Annotated in this window: 15 protein-coding genes; 10 read left to right on the top strand and 5 right to left on the bottom strand. The window is 40.9% G+C overall.

Features of this window, described 5'->3' with window-relative positions; all coding sequences use genetic code 11:
- Positions 1–63 precede the first annotated feature (63 nt).
- Complete coding sequence (locus I6F41_RS10415; protein WP_182677689.1) at positions 64–1,245, bottom strand: thiolase family protein; 1,182 nt, start codon at positions 1,243–1,245, stop codon at positions 64–66.
- 330 nt (positions 1,246–1,575) lie between these two features.
- On the opposite strand from I6F41_RS10415, the gene I6F41_RS10420 reads away from it, so the two are divergent.
- The 10 genes from I6F41_RS10420 (at position 1,576) to I6F41_RS10465 (ending at position 12,895) form a co-directional block, all read left to right on the top strand.
- Positions 1,576–2,010, top strand: coding sequence for a MerR family transcriptional regulator (locus tag I6F41_RS10420; protein ID WP_182677687.1), 435 nt, complete (start codon positions 1,576–1,578; stop codon positions 2,008–2,010).
- A gap of 39 nt (positions 2,011–2,049) precedes the next feature.
- Entirely contained in the window at positions 2,050–3,225 is a 1,176-nt protein-coding gene (locus I6F41_RS10425; RefSeq protein ID WP_011328132.1) for an isovaleryl-CoA dehydrogenase, read from the top strand.
- Positions 3,226–3,235: 10 nt separating this feature from the next.
- Complete coding sequence (locus I6F41_RS10430) at positions 3,236–4,843, top strand: carboxyl transferase domain-containing protein (RefSeq protein WP_182677685.1); 1,608 nt, start codon at positions 3,236–3,238, stop codon at positions 4,841–4,843.
- 12 nt (positions 4,844–4,855) lie between these two features.
- Positions 4,856–5,626: an enoyl-CoA hydratase/isomerase family protein gene (locus I6F41_RS10435; protein ID WP_011328130.1), complete on the top strand. Its 771-nt coding sequence runs from the start codon at positions 4,856–4,858 to the stop codon at positions 5,624–5,626.
- 8 nt (positions 5,627–5,634) lie between these two features.
- Complete coding sequence (locus I6F41_RS10440; protein ID WP_197108343.1) at positions 5,635–7,638, top strand: acetyl/propionyl/methylcrotonyl-CoA carboxylase subunit alpha; 2,004 nt, start codon at positions 5,635–5,637, stop codon at positions 7,636–7,638.
- Positions 7,638–8,534 (top strand): hydroxymethylglutaryl-CoA lyase, encoded by an 897-nt coding sequence (locus I6F41_RS10445; RefSeq protein ID WP_197108344.1) that lies wholly within the window; start codon positions 7,638–7,640, stop codon positions 8,532–8,534. The genes I6F41_RS10440 and I6F41_RS10445 overlap by 1 nt, the downstream gene beginning before the upstream one ends.
- An 88-nt stretch (positions 8,535–8,622) precedes the next feature.
- On the top strand, positions 8,623–9,321 hold the full coding sequence (locus tag I6F41_RS10450) for a CoA transferase subunit A (protein WP_011328127.1): 699 nt from the start codon (positions 8,623–8,625) through the stop codon (positions 9,319–9,321).
- Positions 9,322–9,338: 17 nt separating this feature from the next.
- Positions 9,339–9,995, top strand: coding sequence for a 3-oxoacid CoA-transferase subunit B (locus tag I6F41_RS10455; RefSeq protein WP_197108346.1), 657 nt, complete (start codon positions 9,339–9,341; stop codon positions 9,993–9,995).
- 325 nt (positions 9,996–10,320) lie between these two features.
- On the top strand, positions 10,321–11,907 hold the full coding sequence (locus I6F41_RS10460; protein ID WP_197108348.1) for a hypothetical protein: 1,587 nt from the start codon (positions 10,321–10,323) through the stop codon (positions 11,905–11,907).
- A 559-nt stretch (positions 11,908–12,466) separates the two neighbouring features.
- A complete protein-coding gene (locus tag I6F41_RS10465; RefSeq protein WP_197108349.1) occupies positions 12,467–12,895 on the top strand; it encodes a hypothetical protein in 429 nt (142 codons plus the stop codon).
- Between the two features lie 1,608 nt (positions 12,896–14,503).
- Here the strand turns inward: I6F41_RS10465 and I6F41_RS10470 are convergent.
- The 4 genes from I6F41_RS10470 to I6F41_RS10485 form a co-directional block, all read right to left on the bottom strand.
- On the bottom strand, positions 14,504–15,079 hold the full coding sequence (locus tag I6F41_RS10470; RefSeq protein WP_197108350.1) for a recombinase family protein: 576 nt from the start codon (positions 15,077–15,079) through the stop codon (positions 14,504–14,506).
- A 727-nt stretch (positions 15,080–15,806) separates the two neighbouring features.
- Positions 15,807–17,918: a hypothetical protein gene (locus tag I6F41_RS10475; RefSeq protein ID WP_197108351.1), complete on the bottom strand. Its 2,112-nt coding sequence runs from the start codon at positions 17,916–17,918 to the stop codon at positions 15,807–15,809.
- Between the two features lie 160 nt (positions 17,919–18,078).
- A complete protein-coding gene (locus tag I6F41_RS10480) occupies positions 18,079–18,531 on the bottom strand; it encodes a hypothetical protein (RefSeq protein ID WP_197108352.1) in 453 nt (150 codons plus the stop codon).
- A 581-nt stretch (positions 18,532–19,112) separates the two neighbouring features.
- Positions 19,113–19,856, bottom strand: coding sequence for a hypothetical protein (locus I6F41_RS10485; RefSeq protein ID WP_197108353.1), 744 nt, complete (start codon positions 19,854–19,856; stop codon positions 19,113–19,115).
- Positions 19,857–19,862: the final 6 nt, after the last annotated feature.

The raw sequence follows: 19,862 nt of genomic DNA on the forward strand, positions 1-19,862 counted from the left end.
AGTGTTAGTGCAGCTTTATTATTATAATTAGCGCTGCATTGATTATTATTTTGTGATAAAAAATTAAAGTGCTTCTACTGCCATGGCAACGGCTTCACCGCCACCAATACATAAAGACGCTACGCCTTTTTTAAGGCCGCGATTTTTAAGTGCATGAATAAGCGTTACTAATATACGTGCGCCGCTTGCACCAATTGGATGGCCCAATGCACAAGCACCGCCATTTACGTTTACTTTGCTTTCATCTAGTTTAAGCTCGTTAATAGCAAGCATAGTAACCATGGCAAACGCTTCGTTAATTTCCCACAGGTCAACATCGGCTGTAGTCCAACCGGCTTTTTCTAGTACTTTGTTCATTGCGCCCACTGGCGCTACTGTAAATTCGCTTGGTTTTTGAGAATGCGTGCTGTGCGCTACAATTTTACAAAGCGGGGTTAAGCCCTGCTCTTTGGCTTTTGACTCGCTCATTAAAATAAGTGCTGCGCCACCGTCTGAAATTGACGATGAGTTAGCGGCTGTAATAGTGCCGTCTTTTTTAAATGCAGCACGTAGGCTCGGAATTTTTTCTGGGCGGGCATTACCTGGTTGCTCGTCAATGGCAACGGTAACGTCGCCTTTGCGTGTTTGCATAGTGTGCGGTGCAACTTCGTTATTAAAGCTGCCGTTTTCAATTGCGGCTTTTGCTTTGGTAAGCGAGCTTAGTGCAAAGTTATCCATTTGTTCACGGCCTATACCGTATTCATCGGCGGTGTCTTGTGCAAAACAACCCATAGCTTTGTTGTCGTAAGCATCTTCAAGACCATCGCTCATCATGTGATCTTTAATTTCGCCATGCCCCATGCGCATACCACCGCGAGCTTTGGGAATAAAGTACGGTGCATTACTCATACTTTCCATGCCACCAGCCACTGCTGAGTTTATAGAGCCCGCTTTAATTAGATCATGTGCCAACATTGCCGCTTTTAAGCCAGAGCCACACACTTTATTTATAGTGGTAGCGCCCGTGCTAAGTGCTAGGCCTGCTTTTAACATTGCTTGACGAGCAGGCGCTTGGCCTACACCAGCAGGTAATACACAGCCCATAATTACTTCATCAATAGCATCTGTGCTTAGGCCTGTTTCTGCCAATGCACTAGCAATAGCGGTTGCCCCCAGCTCAGTTGATTGCGCATCATTAAGTGCGCCCATAAATCCACCCATTGGGGTGCGTTTTGCTGCTACAATAACAACGGCTTCAGTAGTCATAAAAAGGCTCCATTTAGTAATTGGCCCCGTGCAATTTAATGCGCTGAACCAAACAATTTATTTATAATCTGTTTACGAGCATACATAATATTTACGTTTACGCCAACGTAAATCTAAAATCAACTTTTAGTTGACTGTAAAAACTGTAAACTTATTTGTATTATGTTTCATTACACTTCAGTAAAAACGCCTGCGCAGGCTTTAAAGCCTAACTTTAATGAAAGTTTACTCGCCATTTTCATTAGTCTAAAGTATTACACAAACATCTTGCTTTACCTTTACGTAAACTTCACTTATATTGGAGTTATTCGAATGAGGTAAAACACTATTATGAAACCAGATAATCAATCAAGCTTTGCAACGTCGGCCACTGTGCCTGCCAATAATGAACAAACTTTTAGTATTAGCGAACTCGCAAAGGAGTTTGACATTACCACCCGCTCTATCCGCTTTTATGAAGACCAAGGGCTTGTTACGCCAAGTAGAAATGGCCAAACCCGTATTTACTCTAAACGCGATAAAGTACGCTTAAAATTAATTTTACGTGGTAAACGCTTAGGTTTTACGCTGGCAGAAACAGGACGTTTGTTTGAACTTTACGACGCCGACAAATCAAGTGCTAAGCAGCTGGTAACTATGCTTGACCTTATTAGCGAGAAAAAAGCCGACCTATCACAACAAATGGACGACATTAAAGTTGTTCTTATGGAATTGGTAACAGCCGAGCGCCGTTGCCGCGACACACTTAATAAAATAGATGAGTAATACGCGGTATTAACTTAATCAATCACACAGGAATGAATCATGAGCACTATTTCACTATATAAAGAAATGAACTTTGGCCTTGGCGAAACCGCCGATATGATCCGCGGACATGTAAACAGCTTTGCCAGCCAAGAAATTGCCCCACTAGCCGAAAAAACTGACCTTGATAACGCTTTCCCAAATCAACTTTGGCCACAAATGGGCGAAATGGGTTTATTGGGAATGACAGTAGCTGAAGAATTTGGCGGTGCTGGTTTAGGTTATTTAGAGCATGTTATTGCCATGGAAGAAATTAGCCGTGCAAGTGCTTCTATTGGCCTAAGCTATGGTGCGCATTCAAACCTGTGTGTAAACCAAATTAATCGTAACGGCACGCAAGCCCAAAAAGAAAAATACTTGCCTAAGCTTATTAGCGGTGAGCACATTGGTGCCCTTGCTATGAGCGAGCCAAATGCGGGTTCAGACGTAGTTTCAATGAAACTTAAAGCCGAGAAAAAAGGTGATAAGTACATTTTAAACGGTAATAAAATGTGGATCACCAATGGCCCAGATGCGCATACTTTAGTTATTTACGCTAAAACCGATTTAACTGCCGGCGCAAAAGGTATTACTGCATTTATTGTAGAGAGCGACTTTCCTGGTTTTTCAACCGCGCAAAAGCTCGACAAACTTGGTATGCGTGGCTCAAATACCTGTGAACTGGTATTTGAAAACTGCGAAGTACCCGAAGAAAACATTTTAGGTAACTTAAACGAAGGCGTTAAGGTATTAATGAGCGGCCTAGACTACGAGCGCGTAGTACTTGCAGCAGGCCCACTGGGTATTATGCAAGCGTGTATGGATATTGTTGTACCTTATATTCATGAGCGCAAACAGTTTGATACGCCTATTGGTCAGTTTCAGTTAATTCAAGGTAAAGTAGCCGACATGTATACGCAAATGAACGCCGCACGCTCGTATGTATATACAGTGGCTCGCTCGTGTGATCGCGGTGAAACCACCCGTAAAGATGCTGCCGGTGCTATTTTATATGCAGCCGAGCTGGCAACTAAAATGGCGCTAGATGCCATTCAAATTTTAGGTGGCAATGGTTATATAAATGAATACGCAACGGGCCGCCTATTACGTGACGCCAAATTATATGAAATTGGTGCAGGTACCTCAGAAATACGCCGTATGCTAATTGGCCGCGAACTTTTCACTGAAAGCCGTTAAGGATTAAATAATGACGATTTTAACATCGAGCGTTAATCCTCACGATCCAACGTTTGTACAAAACCATAAAAATATGTCGGCGTTGGTAGATGATTTACGTAATAAAGTGGCAACCATTAGCCAAGGTGGCGGCGCTGCATTAAAAGAGCGCCACGAAGGCCGCGGTAAATTATTTGTACGCGACCGTATTAGCACTTTAATTGACGAAGGTTCGCCATTTTTAGAAATTTCGCAATTTGCCGCCTTTGGTGTTTACGAGCAAGAAATTGCGTGTGCCGGTGTAGTAGCAGGTATTGGCCGTGTTAAAGGTGTTGAATGCATGATTATTGCAAACGATGCCACGGTTAAAGGCGGTACTTACTTTCCGCTAACGGTTAAAAAGCATTTACGCGCGCAAGATATTGCTGAACGTTGCCATTTACCTTGCATTTATTTAGTTGATTCGGGCGGTGCAAACTTGCCAGAGCAAGATGATGTATTTCCAGATAAGCTGCATTTTGGCCGTATATTTTACAACCAAGCCCGTATGTCGGGTAAAGGTATTCCACAAATTGCTGTGGTTATGGGTTTATGTACCGCAGGCGGTGCCTATGTACCGGCCATGGCCGATGAAAGCATAATTGTAAAAGATCAAGGCACTATATTTTTAGCGGGTCCGCCTCTTGTTAAAGCTGCAACCGGTGAAGTAGTAACCGCCGAAGAGCTTGGTGGTGCCGACGTGCACTGTAAAACATCGGGGGTTGCCGATCATTACGCGCAAAATGACGAACATGCGTTGTCGATTGCGCGCCAATGTATAGCGCGTATTAATTACACCCGCCCTACTGCGCCGTTGCTAGAGGAAGTTAAAGCACCTCGTTATGATATTAACGAGCTTTACGGCATTGTTGGCACCGATCTTAAAAAGCCATTTGATGTACGCGAAGTAATAGCGCGCACAGTTGATGACTCATCGTTTGACGAATTTAAACGCTACTTTGGCGAAACCCTAGTAACGGGGTTTGCGAGTATTTATGGCCACCCAGTGGGCATAGTCGCTAACAACGGTATTTTGTTTAGTGAGTCGGCGCAAAAAGGCGCGCACTTTATTCAGCTATGTACGCAGCGCAACATTCCTTTAGTATTTTTACAAAACGTAACCGGCTTTATGGTAGGTAAAAAATACGAAGCCGAAGGTATAGCTAAACACGGCGCTAAAATGGTTATGGCGGTATCGTGCGCCGATGTGCCTAAATTTACCGTACTGATTGGTGGCTCATATGGCGCAGGTAATTACGGCATGTGTGGCCGTGCATTTGAACCTACCATGATGTGGATGTGGCCCAATGCGCGTATTTCTGTAATGGGCGGCGAGCAAGCAGCCGGTGTAATGACGCAAGTTAAGCAAGACGGTTTAGCCCGTAAAGGCCAAAGCATGAACGAGCAAGAAGTAAGTGACTTTAAACAGCCAATTATTGATCAGTACGAAGAGCAAGGACATCCGTATTATGCCAGCGCCCGCTTATGGGATGACGGCATTATTGATCCTGCCGACACACGTAGCGTTTTAGGACTTGCCTTAAGTGCCGCTAGTAATGCACCAGTGCAAGAGTCGAAATTTGGCGTATTTAGAATGTAATCGGAGCGTAAAATGTCAGTTACTCTACAAATAACAAAATCAAATGTGGCGGTACTCGTTTTAAGCCGCCCCGAAAAACGCAATGCATTTAACAGCGAAGTCATTCAAGAGCTTATAAAATGTATTGAACATGCTAATACGCTCGATATTCGCGCCTTGGTGTTAAAAACTGAGGGCAAACATTTTTCAGCCGGTGCCGATTTAGCCTGGATGAAATCGATGGCAGATAACAATGTTAACGATAATTTAGCCGATTCAATGCAGTTAGCTAAATTAATGCAAGTGTTAGCAACAAGCCCGCACCCTACTATTTGTGCCGTGCAAGGCGCTGCGTTTGGCGGCGCTTTAGGTTTAATTGCCTGTTGCGACATTGCAATATGCCAAGACAATGCACAATTTTGCCTAAGCGAAGTAAAGCTGGGGCTTATTCCTGCGGTTATTAGCCCTTATGTAATTAAAGCCATTGGTGAACGTGCAGCGCGTAGATACTTTTTAACTGCTGAGGTGTTTGATGCGCATACCGCTAAGCAACTTGGGTTAATTCATCAAGTAACCGGTAATTTAGAATGTGCGCTCGACGCTATGCTGCAAACATTGATTGATAATGGCCCGGTTGCAGTAAAAGCGGCAAAAGCACTTATTAACGATGTAGCAAATAAAGAAATAACCGATGAGCTAATTGAGCTTACCGCTCATCGTATTGCCAAAATTCGTGTATCGGATGAAGGCCAAGAAGGCTTAAGCGCTTTTTTTGACAAACGTCCACCACAATGGCAACTGTAGGATTAATTATGAACGTAAATAAATTACAAAAAATACTCATTGCTAACCGTGGTGAAATAGCATGCAGAATAATGCGCAGTGCTAAATTAATGGGCTTAACCACAGTTGCTGTGTATTCAGACGCTGATAAACACGCGCAGCATGTAAAAATGGCTGACGAAGCCTACCACATTGGCCCAGCGCCAAGTAAAGACTCGTATTTAGTTGCCGATAAAATACTGCAAGTAGCAAAAGACAGCGGCGCAGATTGTATTCACCCTGGTTATGGGTTTTTGTCTGAAAACAGCACGTTTGCCAACGCATGTGAAGCAAATAATATTGTATTTGTTGGACCACCAGCAAGCAGCATTGAAGCTATGGGCTCTAAAACGCGTGCTAAAGAAATTATGGCCGCGGCTAATGTGCCATTAGTACCTGGTTATTATGGCGACAAGCAAGATCCTGCCTTTTTACAAGCAGAGGCCGAAAAAATTGGCTACCCGGTACTGATCAAAGCAGCATTTGGTGGCGGTGGTAAAGGCATGCGCGTGGTAAATAATGCTAATGAATTTATTAGCGCACTTGAAGGCGCACAGCGTGAAGCCGTTGCTGGTTTTGGTAATGACCTTGTATTGCTAGAGCGTTACGTTAACCAACCACGCCACGTAGAAGTACAAGTGTTTGCCGATAACCACGGTAACTGTGTTTATTTAGGCGATCGTGACTGCTCGTTGCAACGTCGTCATCAAAAAGTAATTGAAGAAGCCCCTGCCCCGGGTTTATCAGACGAGTTGCGCAAAGAAATGGGTGAAGCCGCGGTGCGTTGCGCTCTTGCAATAAACTATCGCGGTGCAGGTACAGTTGAGTTTTTACTGTGTGGCGATGAGTTCTTCTTTATGGAAATGAACACGCGTCTGCAAGTAGAGCACCCGGTTACCGAAATGGTTACTGGTGTTGACTTAGTTACGTGGCAAATTAATATTGCGGGCGGGCAAACACTGCCATTCAAACAAGCTGATATTAAATTGCAAGGCCACAGCTTTGAAGCGCGTATTTACGCTGAAGACCCTGCTAATGAGTTTATTCCGTGCTCAGGCACAATTGAAGCACTTTATACTCCGCTAAACAGTGAGTTTGTGCGCATTGATACTGGCATTGCAGCCGGCGACGAAATTAGCCCATATTACGACCCCATGATAGCCAAGTTAATTGTGCATGATGATAATCGCGAACAAGCGCTGAGCCGTTTACAACACGCGCTTGAGCAATTTCACTTAGCGGGCTTTAGTACTAACATTGGCTTTTTACATAACTTAGCTGTGCACCCTAGCTTTAAACAAGGCGCGCCTAGCACTCACTTTATTGCCGAGCAAGGCGATTCGTTAGTGGCGGTTGATCAATCTCTGCGCCAAGCAAGCCAGCTTATTGCAGCCTTTACTTATTTAGAGCAGCTAGTTAGCACTCAAGAAGCGCCAAATACAAGCCCTTGGCAACAACTCAGTGGCTTTGCTCTAAATGCACCGCAAAGCGTTAAAATTGCGTTTGTTGATTTAACCCTTAATGCGGTTAAAACGAATAATGGCTACAGTATTACCCATAATGAGCACGTATTTAATGTTCAAGGCAGTTTAAATAATGGCCTTTGTAGTGTATTTATAAACGGTGAAAAACACACAGCCCACGTAAGTCGCGTTAATAACGTGATCACCGTAATGCACAAAGCACTACAAACTCGCCTAGAGCTAGTAAATAAGCACTATATTAGCGATCACCAAAGTGATGCCCTGCCTTTAGCTGCGCCACTTAATGGTACGGTAGTAAAACACTTAGTTGAGCTTGGCAGTAGTATTACCAAAGGTGACCCTGTGGTTATTATTGAAGCGATGAAAATGGAATATACGCTCAACGCCCCGCACGATGGTATTTTACAAAGCTATTGTTTTGCCGAAGGTGAACTAGTAAGCCATGGCGCGTTACTGGCTATAGTTGAAGATACGACAGTTGCAAGTGACCCTGCTGAGGGAGGCGCATAATGAGCGTTTTTCCGCAAAAAGTACGTATTGTTGAAGTAGGCGCGCGCGATGGCCTACAAAACGAAAAAGCAGTAACCACTGCCGACAAAGTAGCGCTTATTAACGCGCTTGCTGCTGCGGGTTTAAAAGACATTGAAGCCGGTGCGTTTGTATCCCCTAAATGGGTGCCGCAAATGGCAGACTCAGCTGATGTGATATCAGCTCTTGATTTGCCCGATGTAAACTTAAGTGCGTTAACCCCTAACTTAAAAGGCGCACAAGCTGCGCATGCCGCTGGAATTAAAGAATTTGCCATATTTACAGCGGCTAGCGAATCGTTTTGTCAAAAAAACATTAACTGCAGTATTGAGCAAAGTATTGAGCGTTTTAGCGACGTTATGGAGTTTGCCAAAGCGCATAACATTAAAGTACGCGGCTATGTAAGTTGTGTTTTAGGTTGCCCGTATGAAGGCGAAATAGACCCTCAAGCTGTACTTTATGTTAGCCAAAAGCTACTCGCACTAGGCTGTTATGAAATAAGCCTTGGCGATACCATAGGTGTAGGCACAGCTAAAAAGGTAACTGAGTTACTTACTTTGCTATTACAGCACATTGATAAGTCGCAGCTTGCAGTGCATTTTCATGACACTTACGGCCAAGCGCTCACAAATATTTACGCGGCACTAAACTTAGGTATAGCAACGGTTGACGCGGCAGTAGCAGGCCTTGGTGGTTGCCCTTACGCTAAAGGGGCGTCAGGAAATGTTGCCACCGAAGATGTAGTTTACTTACTGCAAGGGCTTGGCATTAAGCACGCAATTGATTTACAAAGGCTTAGTGATGCAGGATGGCAAATAACAAAAGCGCTTGGCAAACAACCCGTAAGTAAAGTGTCGATTGCATTGCATGCTAAATAACATCCCAAATAATTTTTATACAAAGTATTTATAAACTAACTATCATATAGTTAGTTAAACAATTTAAGCACACAATGAGGAGTGACTCATGGCCGGATTTGATAAGGTAGTTTCTAGTTACGAAGCTGCAATGGCAGGATTAAAAGACGGCGATACCGTAATTGCCGGTGGTTTTGGTTTATGTGGTATTCCTGAGGGCTTAATTAAACAAATTAAGCAAATGAAAACCAAAGAGCTAACTGTGGTGTCTAATAACTGCGGTGTTGATGACTTTGGTTTGGGCATTTTATTACAAGACAAACAAATTAAAAAAGTAATTGCCTCATACGTTGGCGAAAATGCCCTATTTGAGCAACAGTTACTCAGTGGCGAAATTGACGTAGAGCTTACACCACAAGGCACTTTGGCAGAAAAAATGCGTGCTGGTGGTGCAGGTATTCCGGCGTTTTACACCGCAACAGGTTACGGTACGCCCGTTGCCGAAGGTAAAGATGTAAAAGAATTTAATGGTCGCCCTTATATTTTAGAAGAGTCGATAACCGGTGAATTTGCTATTGTTAAAGCATGGAAAGCCGACCGTTACGGAAATTTAGTGTTTCGCCACACTGCAATGAACTTTAACCCACTTGCCGCAACTGCTGGTAAAATTACGGTAGCCGAAGTAGAAGAAATTGTAGAGCCGGGTGAACTTGAGCCAAGCCAAATTCATACCCCTGGCATTTATGTAAACCGCGTTATTAAAGGCAACTTTGAAAAACGCATTGAGCGTGTTACTACACGAGATTAAGCAGGAGCATTAATATTATGGCATTATCACGTGAACAAGTTGCAATGCGCGTTGCACAAGAGCTAAAAGATGGCTATTACGTTAATTTAGGCATAGGAATTCCGACACTCGTCGCAAACTATGTTCCAGACGATGTTGAAGTTATGTTACAGTCCGAAAATGGCTTGTTAGGCATGGGACCATACCCAACTAAAGCAGAGCTAGACGCCGATATGATTAACGCGGGTAAAGAAACCGTGACAGCTGCAAAAGGTGCAGCCATATTTAATAGTGCAGATAGTTTTGCCATGATACGCGGTGGTCATGTAGACTTAACAGTTCTGGGCGCTTTTGAGGTAGATCAAAACGGTAGCATAGCGTCGTGGATGATCCCTAAAAAGTTAATTAAAGGCATGGGCGGCGCAATGGACTTGGTTGCAGGCGCGCAAAATATTATTGTTACCATGACCCACGCCAGTAAGCATGGCGACTCAAAGCTATTAGAGGCCTGCACATTACCGCTTACCGGCGTTAATTGCGTTAAAAAAATAGTTACAGATTTAGCCGTACTAGAAGTTAAAGACGGCGCATTTCATCTGTTAGAGCGCGCTCCGGGCGTATCTGTAGATGAAATTATTAGTAAAACAGCAGGTAAATTACTTGTTGACGGTGAAGTACCAGAAATGGTGTTTTAAGCCCTAGGTTTAAACTTTACCTTGTACCGACCTCATTCCCAGTGCCAATGGCGCTGAGTTACCCAAAATCCCTCTAACGAGGGATTTTTTTTGCCTTTAATATCAATGACTTACATGATTGCAGCTTAAAGTGTCACACATTTGGATACAAATTTTGGACACAATACGACACACAATTAGAAGAAATGAGACTTTTCATTTCAACTACCGCTTATCTGAAAAGGTTTATCGCAAATCATTAAAAACAGATTCACCTAGTACCTGTAGGGTGATGGTATCTGATATATTAAGTGTCATGGACACAGCAAAACAAAAGGGAGTAATAATGAGTAAATCAGATATAGACGAGTTTATAGAGGTGCTTATCTCAAACAAGGTTAGTGAGGTTGCACGTCTTGGTAAGGCAATAACTGAACCACTATCGAATACAGCCAGCAACTATTTTACACAGTGGTATAACATCGAGCAGAAACGGATCAGAAATGCATACTATGATGATGGTTCTAATAAAACTCGCACTGATTACTCAACATTTGCACAGTGGTTATCAGCTAAACTTGAGAATACAGCAAAAACTGATCCTATGGCGCAGGAGTTCACTAGCTTTAACTCTGAAACCGAGGAACGAGAGAACATCAATGATCATACATATTTTGACGAATTCAAATACCCCACTATTTATTTAGAAAAATACTCTTATCTAAATAATATGGTCAGTAATCAAGCTGTGAAAATAGCACAGGCTAATAATGAAAACGCATCAATTAAAGCTCGTGCCGAACTTAGTGAGTTACATAGCCAATTTAAGGAACTACTACCAAAACAAGCAGCCCCTTCTATAAATAAAGAGCTTGGTCATCAGATAAAAGTTACACCTTCGATAGTTTTTGACGAGATAGAGAAAGACCTCATAACCTACTTACGAGAAGGTAAACAGTTATCTACAAAGTACATCAAAAATAGAAACGCCCCTTTACAGGATCTACTAGTAGCTTTCAAGGGTATGCCTTTAAACTTAATAACCTCAGACGTCATTGAAGAACGATGGGCAAGAATCTGTAGGTTGCCGAAACTAGAACTTAAATATGCTGGAAAGTACCATTTTGATGTAACTATATTAGATAAGCCCAAAGAAGAGGTTTGGCTAGAGAGGCGAGAAAAGCGATGGGCGTTTATTTATGATACTGACGAAGATAGATTACCAACAATTGAAAATGAAGAGCTTTACAGTGAAGGCCAGTTAAAAATACATAAGACTCTGCTCGAAGATATCTTTATTGTGGCGAAACGTAAAAAGTACATTGAGACAAACCCATTCGTCGAGGACGATATTAACCTTATTATTCCAAAAAACCGAAGTAATGAAAGGACAAAACTACCTCAAGACAAAGCTAAAAACATTGTAGATTACTGTTTCAATAATCTAGATCACCCCTACTCATGGGCAATACTCATGATGGCATATCATGGCATGCGTAATGATGAAGTAACAACATTAGACAGCTCACAAATTATTAATGACCTCGATACAAACATAGTTTATATCCAAGTTTTAAGCGGCAAAACTAAAAACGCACGGAGAAAAATACCAGTGCATAAAAAGCTGCTGGAATATGGGTTTCTAGATTTTGTTGATAGTAGAGCTAGTAACAAACTATTTGATTTTGGAAGCCCGCACCTAACAAAACACTTCAATTTTTTTAGGGAACAATTTGATATACCAACAAAAGATCGTGATGGGAACTTATTAGTGCTCTATAGCTTCCGCCATAACGTTGTATCAGCCCTAGGCGCAGCTAGTGACGAACATAAATACAAACTTATAGGTCATGGTCACCATACTGTTACAGCAAATTACACAGCTATAGACATGATAGAAAGTCAGCGCTTGATTAACCTTGTGGAATATTAACTACGTAGCACTTACAACAACCGCCAAGGGTATATAAGGGCTTACCTGACAAACTATACACCTGTAACAAACACCCCCTGTAACATCCATACAGGGGGTTATACACACTTATTATAGGCATATTCACAAAACCCCTTCCCCATAAACCCTTTTGAAATAAACCCTTTTTGCAGCTTCAAACAATGTCGTTCTCAAGATTTGATCAGGGCACCTAAGCGCCATGTTTGCTAAAACTTGATAATCAGTTGAATAACTATGTTGAATGGTTTTAGTGGTCATAAATAATCCCGTTGTTGATTTAGTAAAGCCATAATTCAGGGTGTAGTATTGATCACTTTAGGGTATAGATCAACTCATTCATATAATTCATTTAGGTGGGGAGAGTTATCCACAGATTTTGTTAAGGGGTGAGCTTTTGTTTACTTTCCTTGTTTTCCTTTATAGAGAAGGGAGAGTGGATTTACACCCTTGAGGGTATAAACTTACACATAAATTATTGACCACACAAAGCTTAATGTGTAATATTACACCCTACAAAGAGTTGATTAACAGGTATACAATGAAAGGATATATAAACAGCTATGAGCTTACTAAGATGCTTATACACCGCTCACCACAGCAATTAGGTTTGACACAATCGGAATATTGGACGCTGGTTAAGCTGGCTTACTTCTACCCCACTATTCACCCTTCAATGTTGACTCTTGAAGAAATGATCGGGAGTGACAGACGTAATGTGAAAAAGTATATCAATGGGCTTGTTGAAAAAGGCTACATTAAGGAAGTGATACCTAGGAGGGATATAGGGACGCACATAAACCAATTTGTACTTGATGCTGAGAAAATCGCAGGTAGGAAACTAACCGCCAAAATAGAGAAACAGCTCGACAAAGAAGTTTTGTTAACTGGATATGTTAGCGATGATGGGACTGTATACAAGAACAAAACCGACTGGTACAGAGAGCAAGCGGCATTAAGTAAAGCTTAAATATACCCCCCTTTCCTGCAGGGGTATAGGATCAGATAAAAAGGGCTGAATAAATCAGCCCTTTGCAATTACATCGACAACATAGTAATTATTGAAATAATTAATTGTAAAAAATTTACTATTTCAACGGTTGAAATTTCTAAGGAAAAGTTGATTTTCAACTTTGAACCCTCCAAAAAGTTTTGAACATACCTTGCTGAGGGATTTAGAATCAGTTACGCTCGACTTGTAAACCTAAGCGCTTACTGAACTCAGCAAGTGACTATCTAGCACTATATTCATCTACGGTTATAGTGCTAGGTTTCCACCAGACAACACAACATGTAGTGTGTCATCCAAGCTTCTAACCACAAGATATAGTGGTACATGTTTTTTTGCAAGGGACAGAATTGCACCTATGTGTGGATAACGTCGGGATAATACATTTGTGTTAGTAAGCATTAACCCTCGAACATTCGGTTAATATAAAATTTACAAAAATCAACTAATGATCGACTAAATTCATGTATTTTAAAAATAAATTCTGAATGCTTTTTATATAAGCACGCCTTGCCTAAAAACTCATGTAATCACAATATATAGTGCCTAATAATTGGCATGACACTACATGTGGTTAAATTGTATTGTTATCATTATGCCTAGTTACAGGCAGGTAAGATTGAGGTAAAACTCTTTTTACGAGTGTACCCTTTTGCATGAAGTGTATAAGTGGGGGGAGGTTGTATTGCGGGGTAATGTTGCTTAACAAAACACAATCCCCATCTCCCACATTACCAGCACAAAAACCCCATCAAATGAAAACAATTCTCATTTACACGCAATAGTTGCACAATTCCAATTCTACGCCCCTGTAACGCTGTCACACTGCACCAATTGAACACACCCACAGCTTACACTCACATTATGAGCAATGCTTACAAGGGGCGTTACAGAGGGCTAGTTTTAAGCAATATACTTATGGGGCAATATTCCTATGGGGCACTATGCCAAGCATCAAAACTTATCGCCCCAATAAATATACCCGTACATAAATAACACCCCCATTCAATATAACCTTTATAACAATAACCAAGCTTGTATATACCATTTAGTTATAAGCATATATGATATTACCACCATCCAATTAGGCACACTGTAACGCTGCCTGAGAAGTTTACTTATGGGTAATATGATTGTGTGGATAATGGGAGTGTACGCCCCACGTTGGGGGCACAAGGGGTATTTGAGGGGGTTATAGTTGTAACAAAGAGGTGGTAACAAGTGGGTGGGCACAAATAGCTTGTAACAAATAATATAATAGCCATATTAATATTGTGGGTATTAGTACATTAGCACATTCTAATATTGTAATAACCATACAATTAGCAAGGGTATTATTCCACCAGCATATACAGCCCGTGTAAGCACATCTGAGGCTTTATAAATTAACCTTATGCAATGGCATTGAGTGTATATGATTTACCGCTGTACATAGGTTATACGGGGCGTATGAGAGGGTTTTGTAATAGAGGACGTAATATACTATCAGGTGATAACAATAGGAGTGTGTAATAAGGGGTTGTGTCCAAAGCCCTTTATAATAGGGCTATGTGGGGATTATACAGTGTGTTATATGGTTATATTCTCGGCACTCAGATAGCGGTATAAGGTGGCAATAGATATCCCTGAGGCCTTAGCAGCTTTCATTTTAGAGTAACCCATTTTAGTAATGAGGTTGATAGCTTCATCACAGGCTTTTATAGTCTTGATGGATTGCTGTTTACCTTTATACTTTCCTGCTTGCTTTGCTTCTTCAATACCAGCTCTTTGGCGCTCTAACAGTAACTCTCTTTCCATTTGAGATACACTAGCCATTACAGTTAATACCATCTTACCTGTGGCGGTCGTAGAGTCTAGATCCATCTCTTTTATATGTACTGCTACTTTTTTAGCTTCTAATTCTTCAAACAGCTCTAATACCTGCTTTGTATTGCGCCCTATACGTGATAGCTCACGAACAATGATTCTATCATCAGCTTTAACAGTGGCAAGCAGTTCCTGAAACACAGGACGGTCTACCATAGCCTTAGCGCTTTTCTTTTCTTCAAATACAATTGCGTTGGGGTACAACTCTAATAGCTCATTAGCCTGTGATTGGGTGTTTTGTTCCTTAGTAGAAACACGAGAGTAAATATAATCTGTCATTGTAATAATCCTTAAACCGCCTCTTTAGTATACCCTAATGATAATCGACTCTTTTAAGTTGGTCAACACCTAAAAGAAGTGGTTTTAAATATGGTGCTATGGACTATAGTCAAATGAGGGGATATTAAAACAGAAATACAGAGGGGAAATTGTGGGCAGGAATTTATAAAGAGGTGATGGTGTAAATAAAAAAACTTATTTGATAGATAGTGCTTGATATTTTAAAAACAGCGAAAATCCGTATCTAATCGGGGTACAGGGTGTTGAACGCCAATCACGGCAAACCCCTTGTTTTATATAGATATTTCAAATGTCACACCAGGCGAATACGCCCCCATAATGCAACTTATACCCTAAAATTTTTATATACTCAATAATTCGGATAATACGGCATTATGTGGGTTAAAATATGGTTAATATATAGGCATGTAAAACCGTCTTTTTGGTCATCGTAGAGGCATACACTGTCATTGTGCCCACTTAATTAGTGTATGAGTTGATAACACGTAGATTTTCAACACAGCTTTAACTGGTTAATAAATGGTCAATGTATGGTAGGTTATACACTGCCTCTCAAGTCATACACTCCCCGATATATTTTGTAGATATTTCCACAGTAAACCGCCCCCCGTTTTGCTTGATGCTGTATATGATTTTAGTAAAATTGTAGGTTTATTACAGGCACAAAAAAGCCCCAATTAAGGGGCTTAATTAATATGCTACATGATTAACGGTTTCTTGTTTGGTTACTAAATTTATACAACTCATTGCGCACACTGTCAGCAATATTTAATGCAGAAACACCACCATCGCTTTGAGGCGTTGCGTTTACTGTAACGTTATATGTGTTAGTGTTGTTAGTATCACCACCTTTTAAATGCTGCATTGGTTGTACATCGCTACGCATATTATTCAATATTTGAATATCAGGTTTAAATACAGGCTGTGTATTACCATCCAGTTTACTATTTTTAAAATTCTCTAACCATTTGGGCATTACATCATTATGATTTTTGGCGTCTGTCAACAACCCTTTTGAGTTATTGGCAAATTTCGTGAGTGAGGATACTAGAGGCACTAGGCTAGAAATACCATTAGCCATTACGCCGCCCGTGTGCTTGCCCTGCGCCTCTGCAAATGATTTAACCTCATATGCTGTTAGTGCAACCCCCGCTGCAGGTACAGCCACCCTAGCCGCCACTTTGGCAGCTAATTTACTGAATGCCAGACTACCAGCAAGTAACCCGCCGCCACCCTTGGCAACCGCTTTAATTGCACTTGGTTTGGTTGTGTTTTTAGTACCACCACCTCCACCTAAACCAGCGCCACCCTTACCAACAATATTAACAACTGCAGCAGCGACATTCATATTAGCAGTTTTTAAGTTCTTAAATAGTTTAGTAAACCATACACCAGCATCAACGATTTTTTTACCTGCATACATACCTGCCAGCGCCACCACAACCTTACTCGCTGTAGTCTCTAATTTACTAAAAGAGTCTATTAGATTATCACCCTCAGAGGCTAGAGAACCTGCAAATCTAACTAGGTTAGATGTAGAGTCATAAACCCCCGACAGCATGCTAGCTAATGCACGAAACGCTTGTTTACCTTCTGGGCTGTTTACTGCGTCTGTTAGTGAATCCATAGCTTTTTTAAGCTCATCACCGTTCTCGTTGTAAACCTCAAGAAACCTTTTATAAATGGCGTTTTGAATATCGACTTGTTTTTTCGCCATACCTGTTTGGGATTTTGTGATTAAACCAACCACCTTTGCCGATTTAGAATATGCCTTAATTTGAGCATTAAGCATTTCTGTAGTCAGCTGCCCCTTCGAGGTGAGTTCTTTGACAGTTTTTCCGTATTGCTTCGATATCTGTTCAGAGAAAAACGAGCGAAATAAGGGGAGGCGCTCCGAAAGCTGGTCAAAATCCTCCCAGTTAACTATGCCCGTCTGTGCTTGATTTAGCTGCTTTAGAGCTGCAGAATATTCACTCGATTCAACGTTATTAGCTACAAACGTACGCATGATGTCTTTATAGAATGATACCGAGTCAGCACCCATTTTAGCGGATAACAAAGGCATTGCTGTAGTCATACCATCTATAGAGTTTTCAATGCTACCACCTAGTTTAGATATCTCATCTTGAATATCCTTGAGGTACAGCATGCCTTTTTCTTTACCAAATGTTTCGGTCATAGAAGTGATAAGTTTATCGTTACCTTTACCGATTTCGATAAGCTTTTTGGTACTAATAGCCGCCCCAACTCCGCTAGCTGTACCAGCAACCAATGCAGCTCTGCCGACAGTTCTCCCAGCATCCCTAAGATCGTTACGAGCTTGTAAACGTTGGTCTGCAGCCTTTTGCATGTTCTTAGCAATGGTGCTGGATTGGCGTTGCATCACTGTCATATCTCTACGAATTTCTTTAAACAAGTCAGTATTTCCCGTCTCGTTTAATATAGCACTAGCTTGTTTTAATTTACGGTTTATAACATCCTGTTGAGAAATTGAGAGTTTATTATATTTGGCGTTTGTTTTTAAATTCTCAGTAGTGTTGTGTGCGAGTGATGCGCGTTTTTCTAATTGTTTATAATATTTGCTCATATCCGAAAGTTGTTTATTGCGATGTGTCTGCTCGCTTGTATACCCCTTTTCACGCGCCTTTGATGTGCGTTTAGCTGCTGCAGTTGTTGCTTGTTCTAGTCCCCTCATACGCTGATTAGCGGTTTTTACCATTTGTTCGTATTTGTCTAGTGTGCGCTTTAAATCGGGGATCGCCTTTTCACTGTCCATAGAGACTTTTACAAAATATTCTTCGATGTAATCTTTTGCCATGTTATTTACCTTTTTTGTTATTATTATTAAGTTTGTTTATGTACGCCCTCAGCACTCGTTTTAACTCTGCAATTAAGTACAGGGCTAGGAGTAAAATAAGTACGATTAACGAGGGCGGTATTAGAATTAGGTGGGTTAAATCATCCATGAATACACCGTTTTACGAATCAATGAGAGCTTCAATAAATGCTTGGTCGCTCGCACTTAAATCGGTTACATACATCTCTAAATCAGCTTTATCTCTGTCTGAAAACCAATCTATAAGGTTTGGGTATATAACAATTGTTTGTACTGCATCGTCGTACTCCATAGACCAAAATCCATCTGCTGTGCGTAGCACATAAATAGAACCATCCTCCAGTGTATCTACCACCCGTAAACCTGAGTTTTCAAAACTATTGAATGCATGTTTAAATTCTAAATAGCTGTAGCTAATTTCAGCTTTTAATTCGTGAGTTTTACGGTCATACACATCGAATTTATGATCATGTAATTTGTATAATAAATCCCCGTTTTGCTTGATGCTGTCATCCCCCATTTTTTTATATGTTTTTAGGTTCATCAAATCGTTTACGCATGAGATAGTTTTTGTTTTATTGAATATATTCATCATTTTTTAGTTGTCCTGTTGGTTATAGTTATAGTTATTAAGTTTGTTTATACGATGGTGCATAGCGTGTGAATGTAGCTGCGTAAGTCAAAGCAAGGCTTTTTACCGCTGAATTTCACCTTCTGATTGGGGTAATGTTTCTTAATAATTGTTGTAATAAACGTATGCATATCGAATCGTTTTACAATTTGAAATGTTAGGGGGTCAATTTTGATGAACTCTAAAGTTTTTTGTTTATATAGAATCATGATTCGGTGTATTCCTCGTCGAATTTTAGGCAATAAAAAAGGGCGTACACAATTAAGTGACGCCCCTTTTGAACAACTATAACAAAACCAGATACATGGCAAAATGACAATCGGAAAACACTAATAATAGGAGCTGCCAGCGTATCGGGTGAGCGTGTACGCTAGCAGCAATCACTATGGTGAAGAGTTTTTGATCTAGAAAAGGAGTATTTTCTGATTGTCATCCTGTATGTCTATTATACCATGTTTCGTTAAAGTTACAAAGTGGCGCGCATCTTGCTGCGGGTTGTGTATAGGGGGCTTGGGGCGTATGAACACCCCTTTTATTTGTATATGTTATTGAGCGGATTTATTCCAAACGTTGCCCGTACTGGTGCGTTTTTTGGTAAAGCCACTTAGCTTTAAAACATCACTAATAGCTTTATCAGAGATATCTTCACTAGTTAGATTTAACTTTTCACGAATATGGGCAGTAGTAACTGTTTCTAAATCAGCAATCATTGCATCAATGGCATGTTCGACACTCGACGACTCCGACAATGTGAGTTTATTTACAGTATCAATTAATGCCGTTTGTTTGGCCTTGATTTCAAGCGCCTTTGCTTCAGCTTCGCGCATACTCACGTATTTTTCAATTTTAGCCATCTCTAAATATGAGTTACGTTGGTGAGTGTATTCAGCATCAGCATAAACTTTATACTTAGCCTTAATCTCTTCTTCTAAGCCCTTAAATAAGGCTTCTGGGCGCTTTAATTGTAGGTAACGACTAGTTGCCTCGTCGATTTCATACCCCTGTTCAAACATGGTTTTGAGGTCAACAAACAAAAAGTTATTCAATGCATGCTTTAGTGTAATCATAATCTTGTGAGTTAATACCTCGCCATAGTTAGGGTTGGTACACTCAATGCGTTGCTCTGCGGCCTTCTCTACAAAATTTTCTGGTGTCACTCGTGAATATGTAACTTCTGTAACGCGGTTTTCGATATTCGAAATATAACCATTTTTAAATTGCTCGTAGCTCTCAACGCTGGATTCGAAATTGTTAATATAATCTGCTACGAATTTGTCTAAATTGCTCATTTTATT

Source organism: Pseudoalteromonas sp. SCQQ13, assembly GCF_015864415.1.
Taxonomy (GTDB): domain Bacteria; phylum Pseudomonadota; class Gammaproteobacteria; order Enterobacterales; family Alteromonadaceae; genus Pseudoalteromonas; species Pseudoalteromonas nigrifaciens.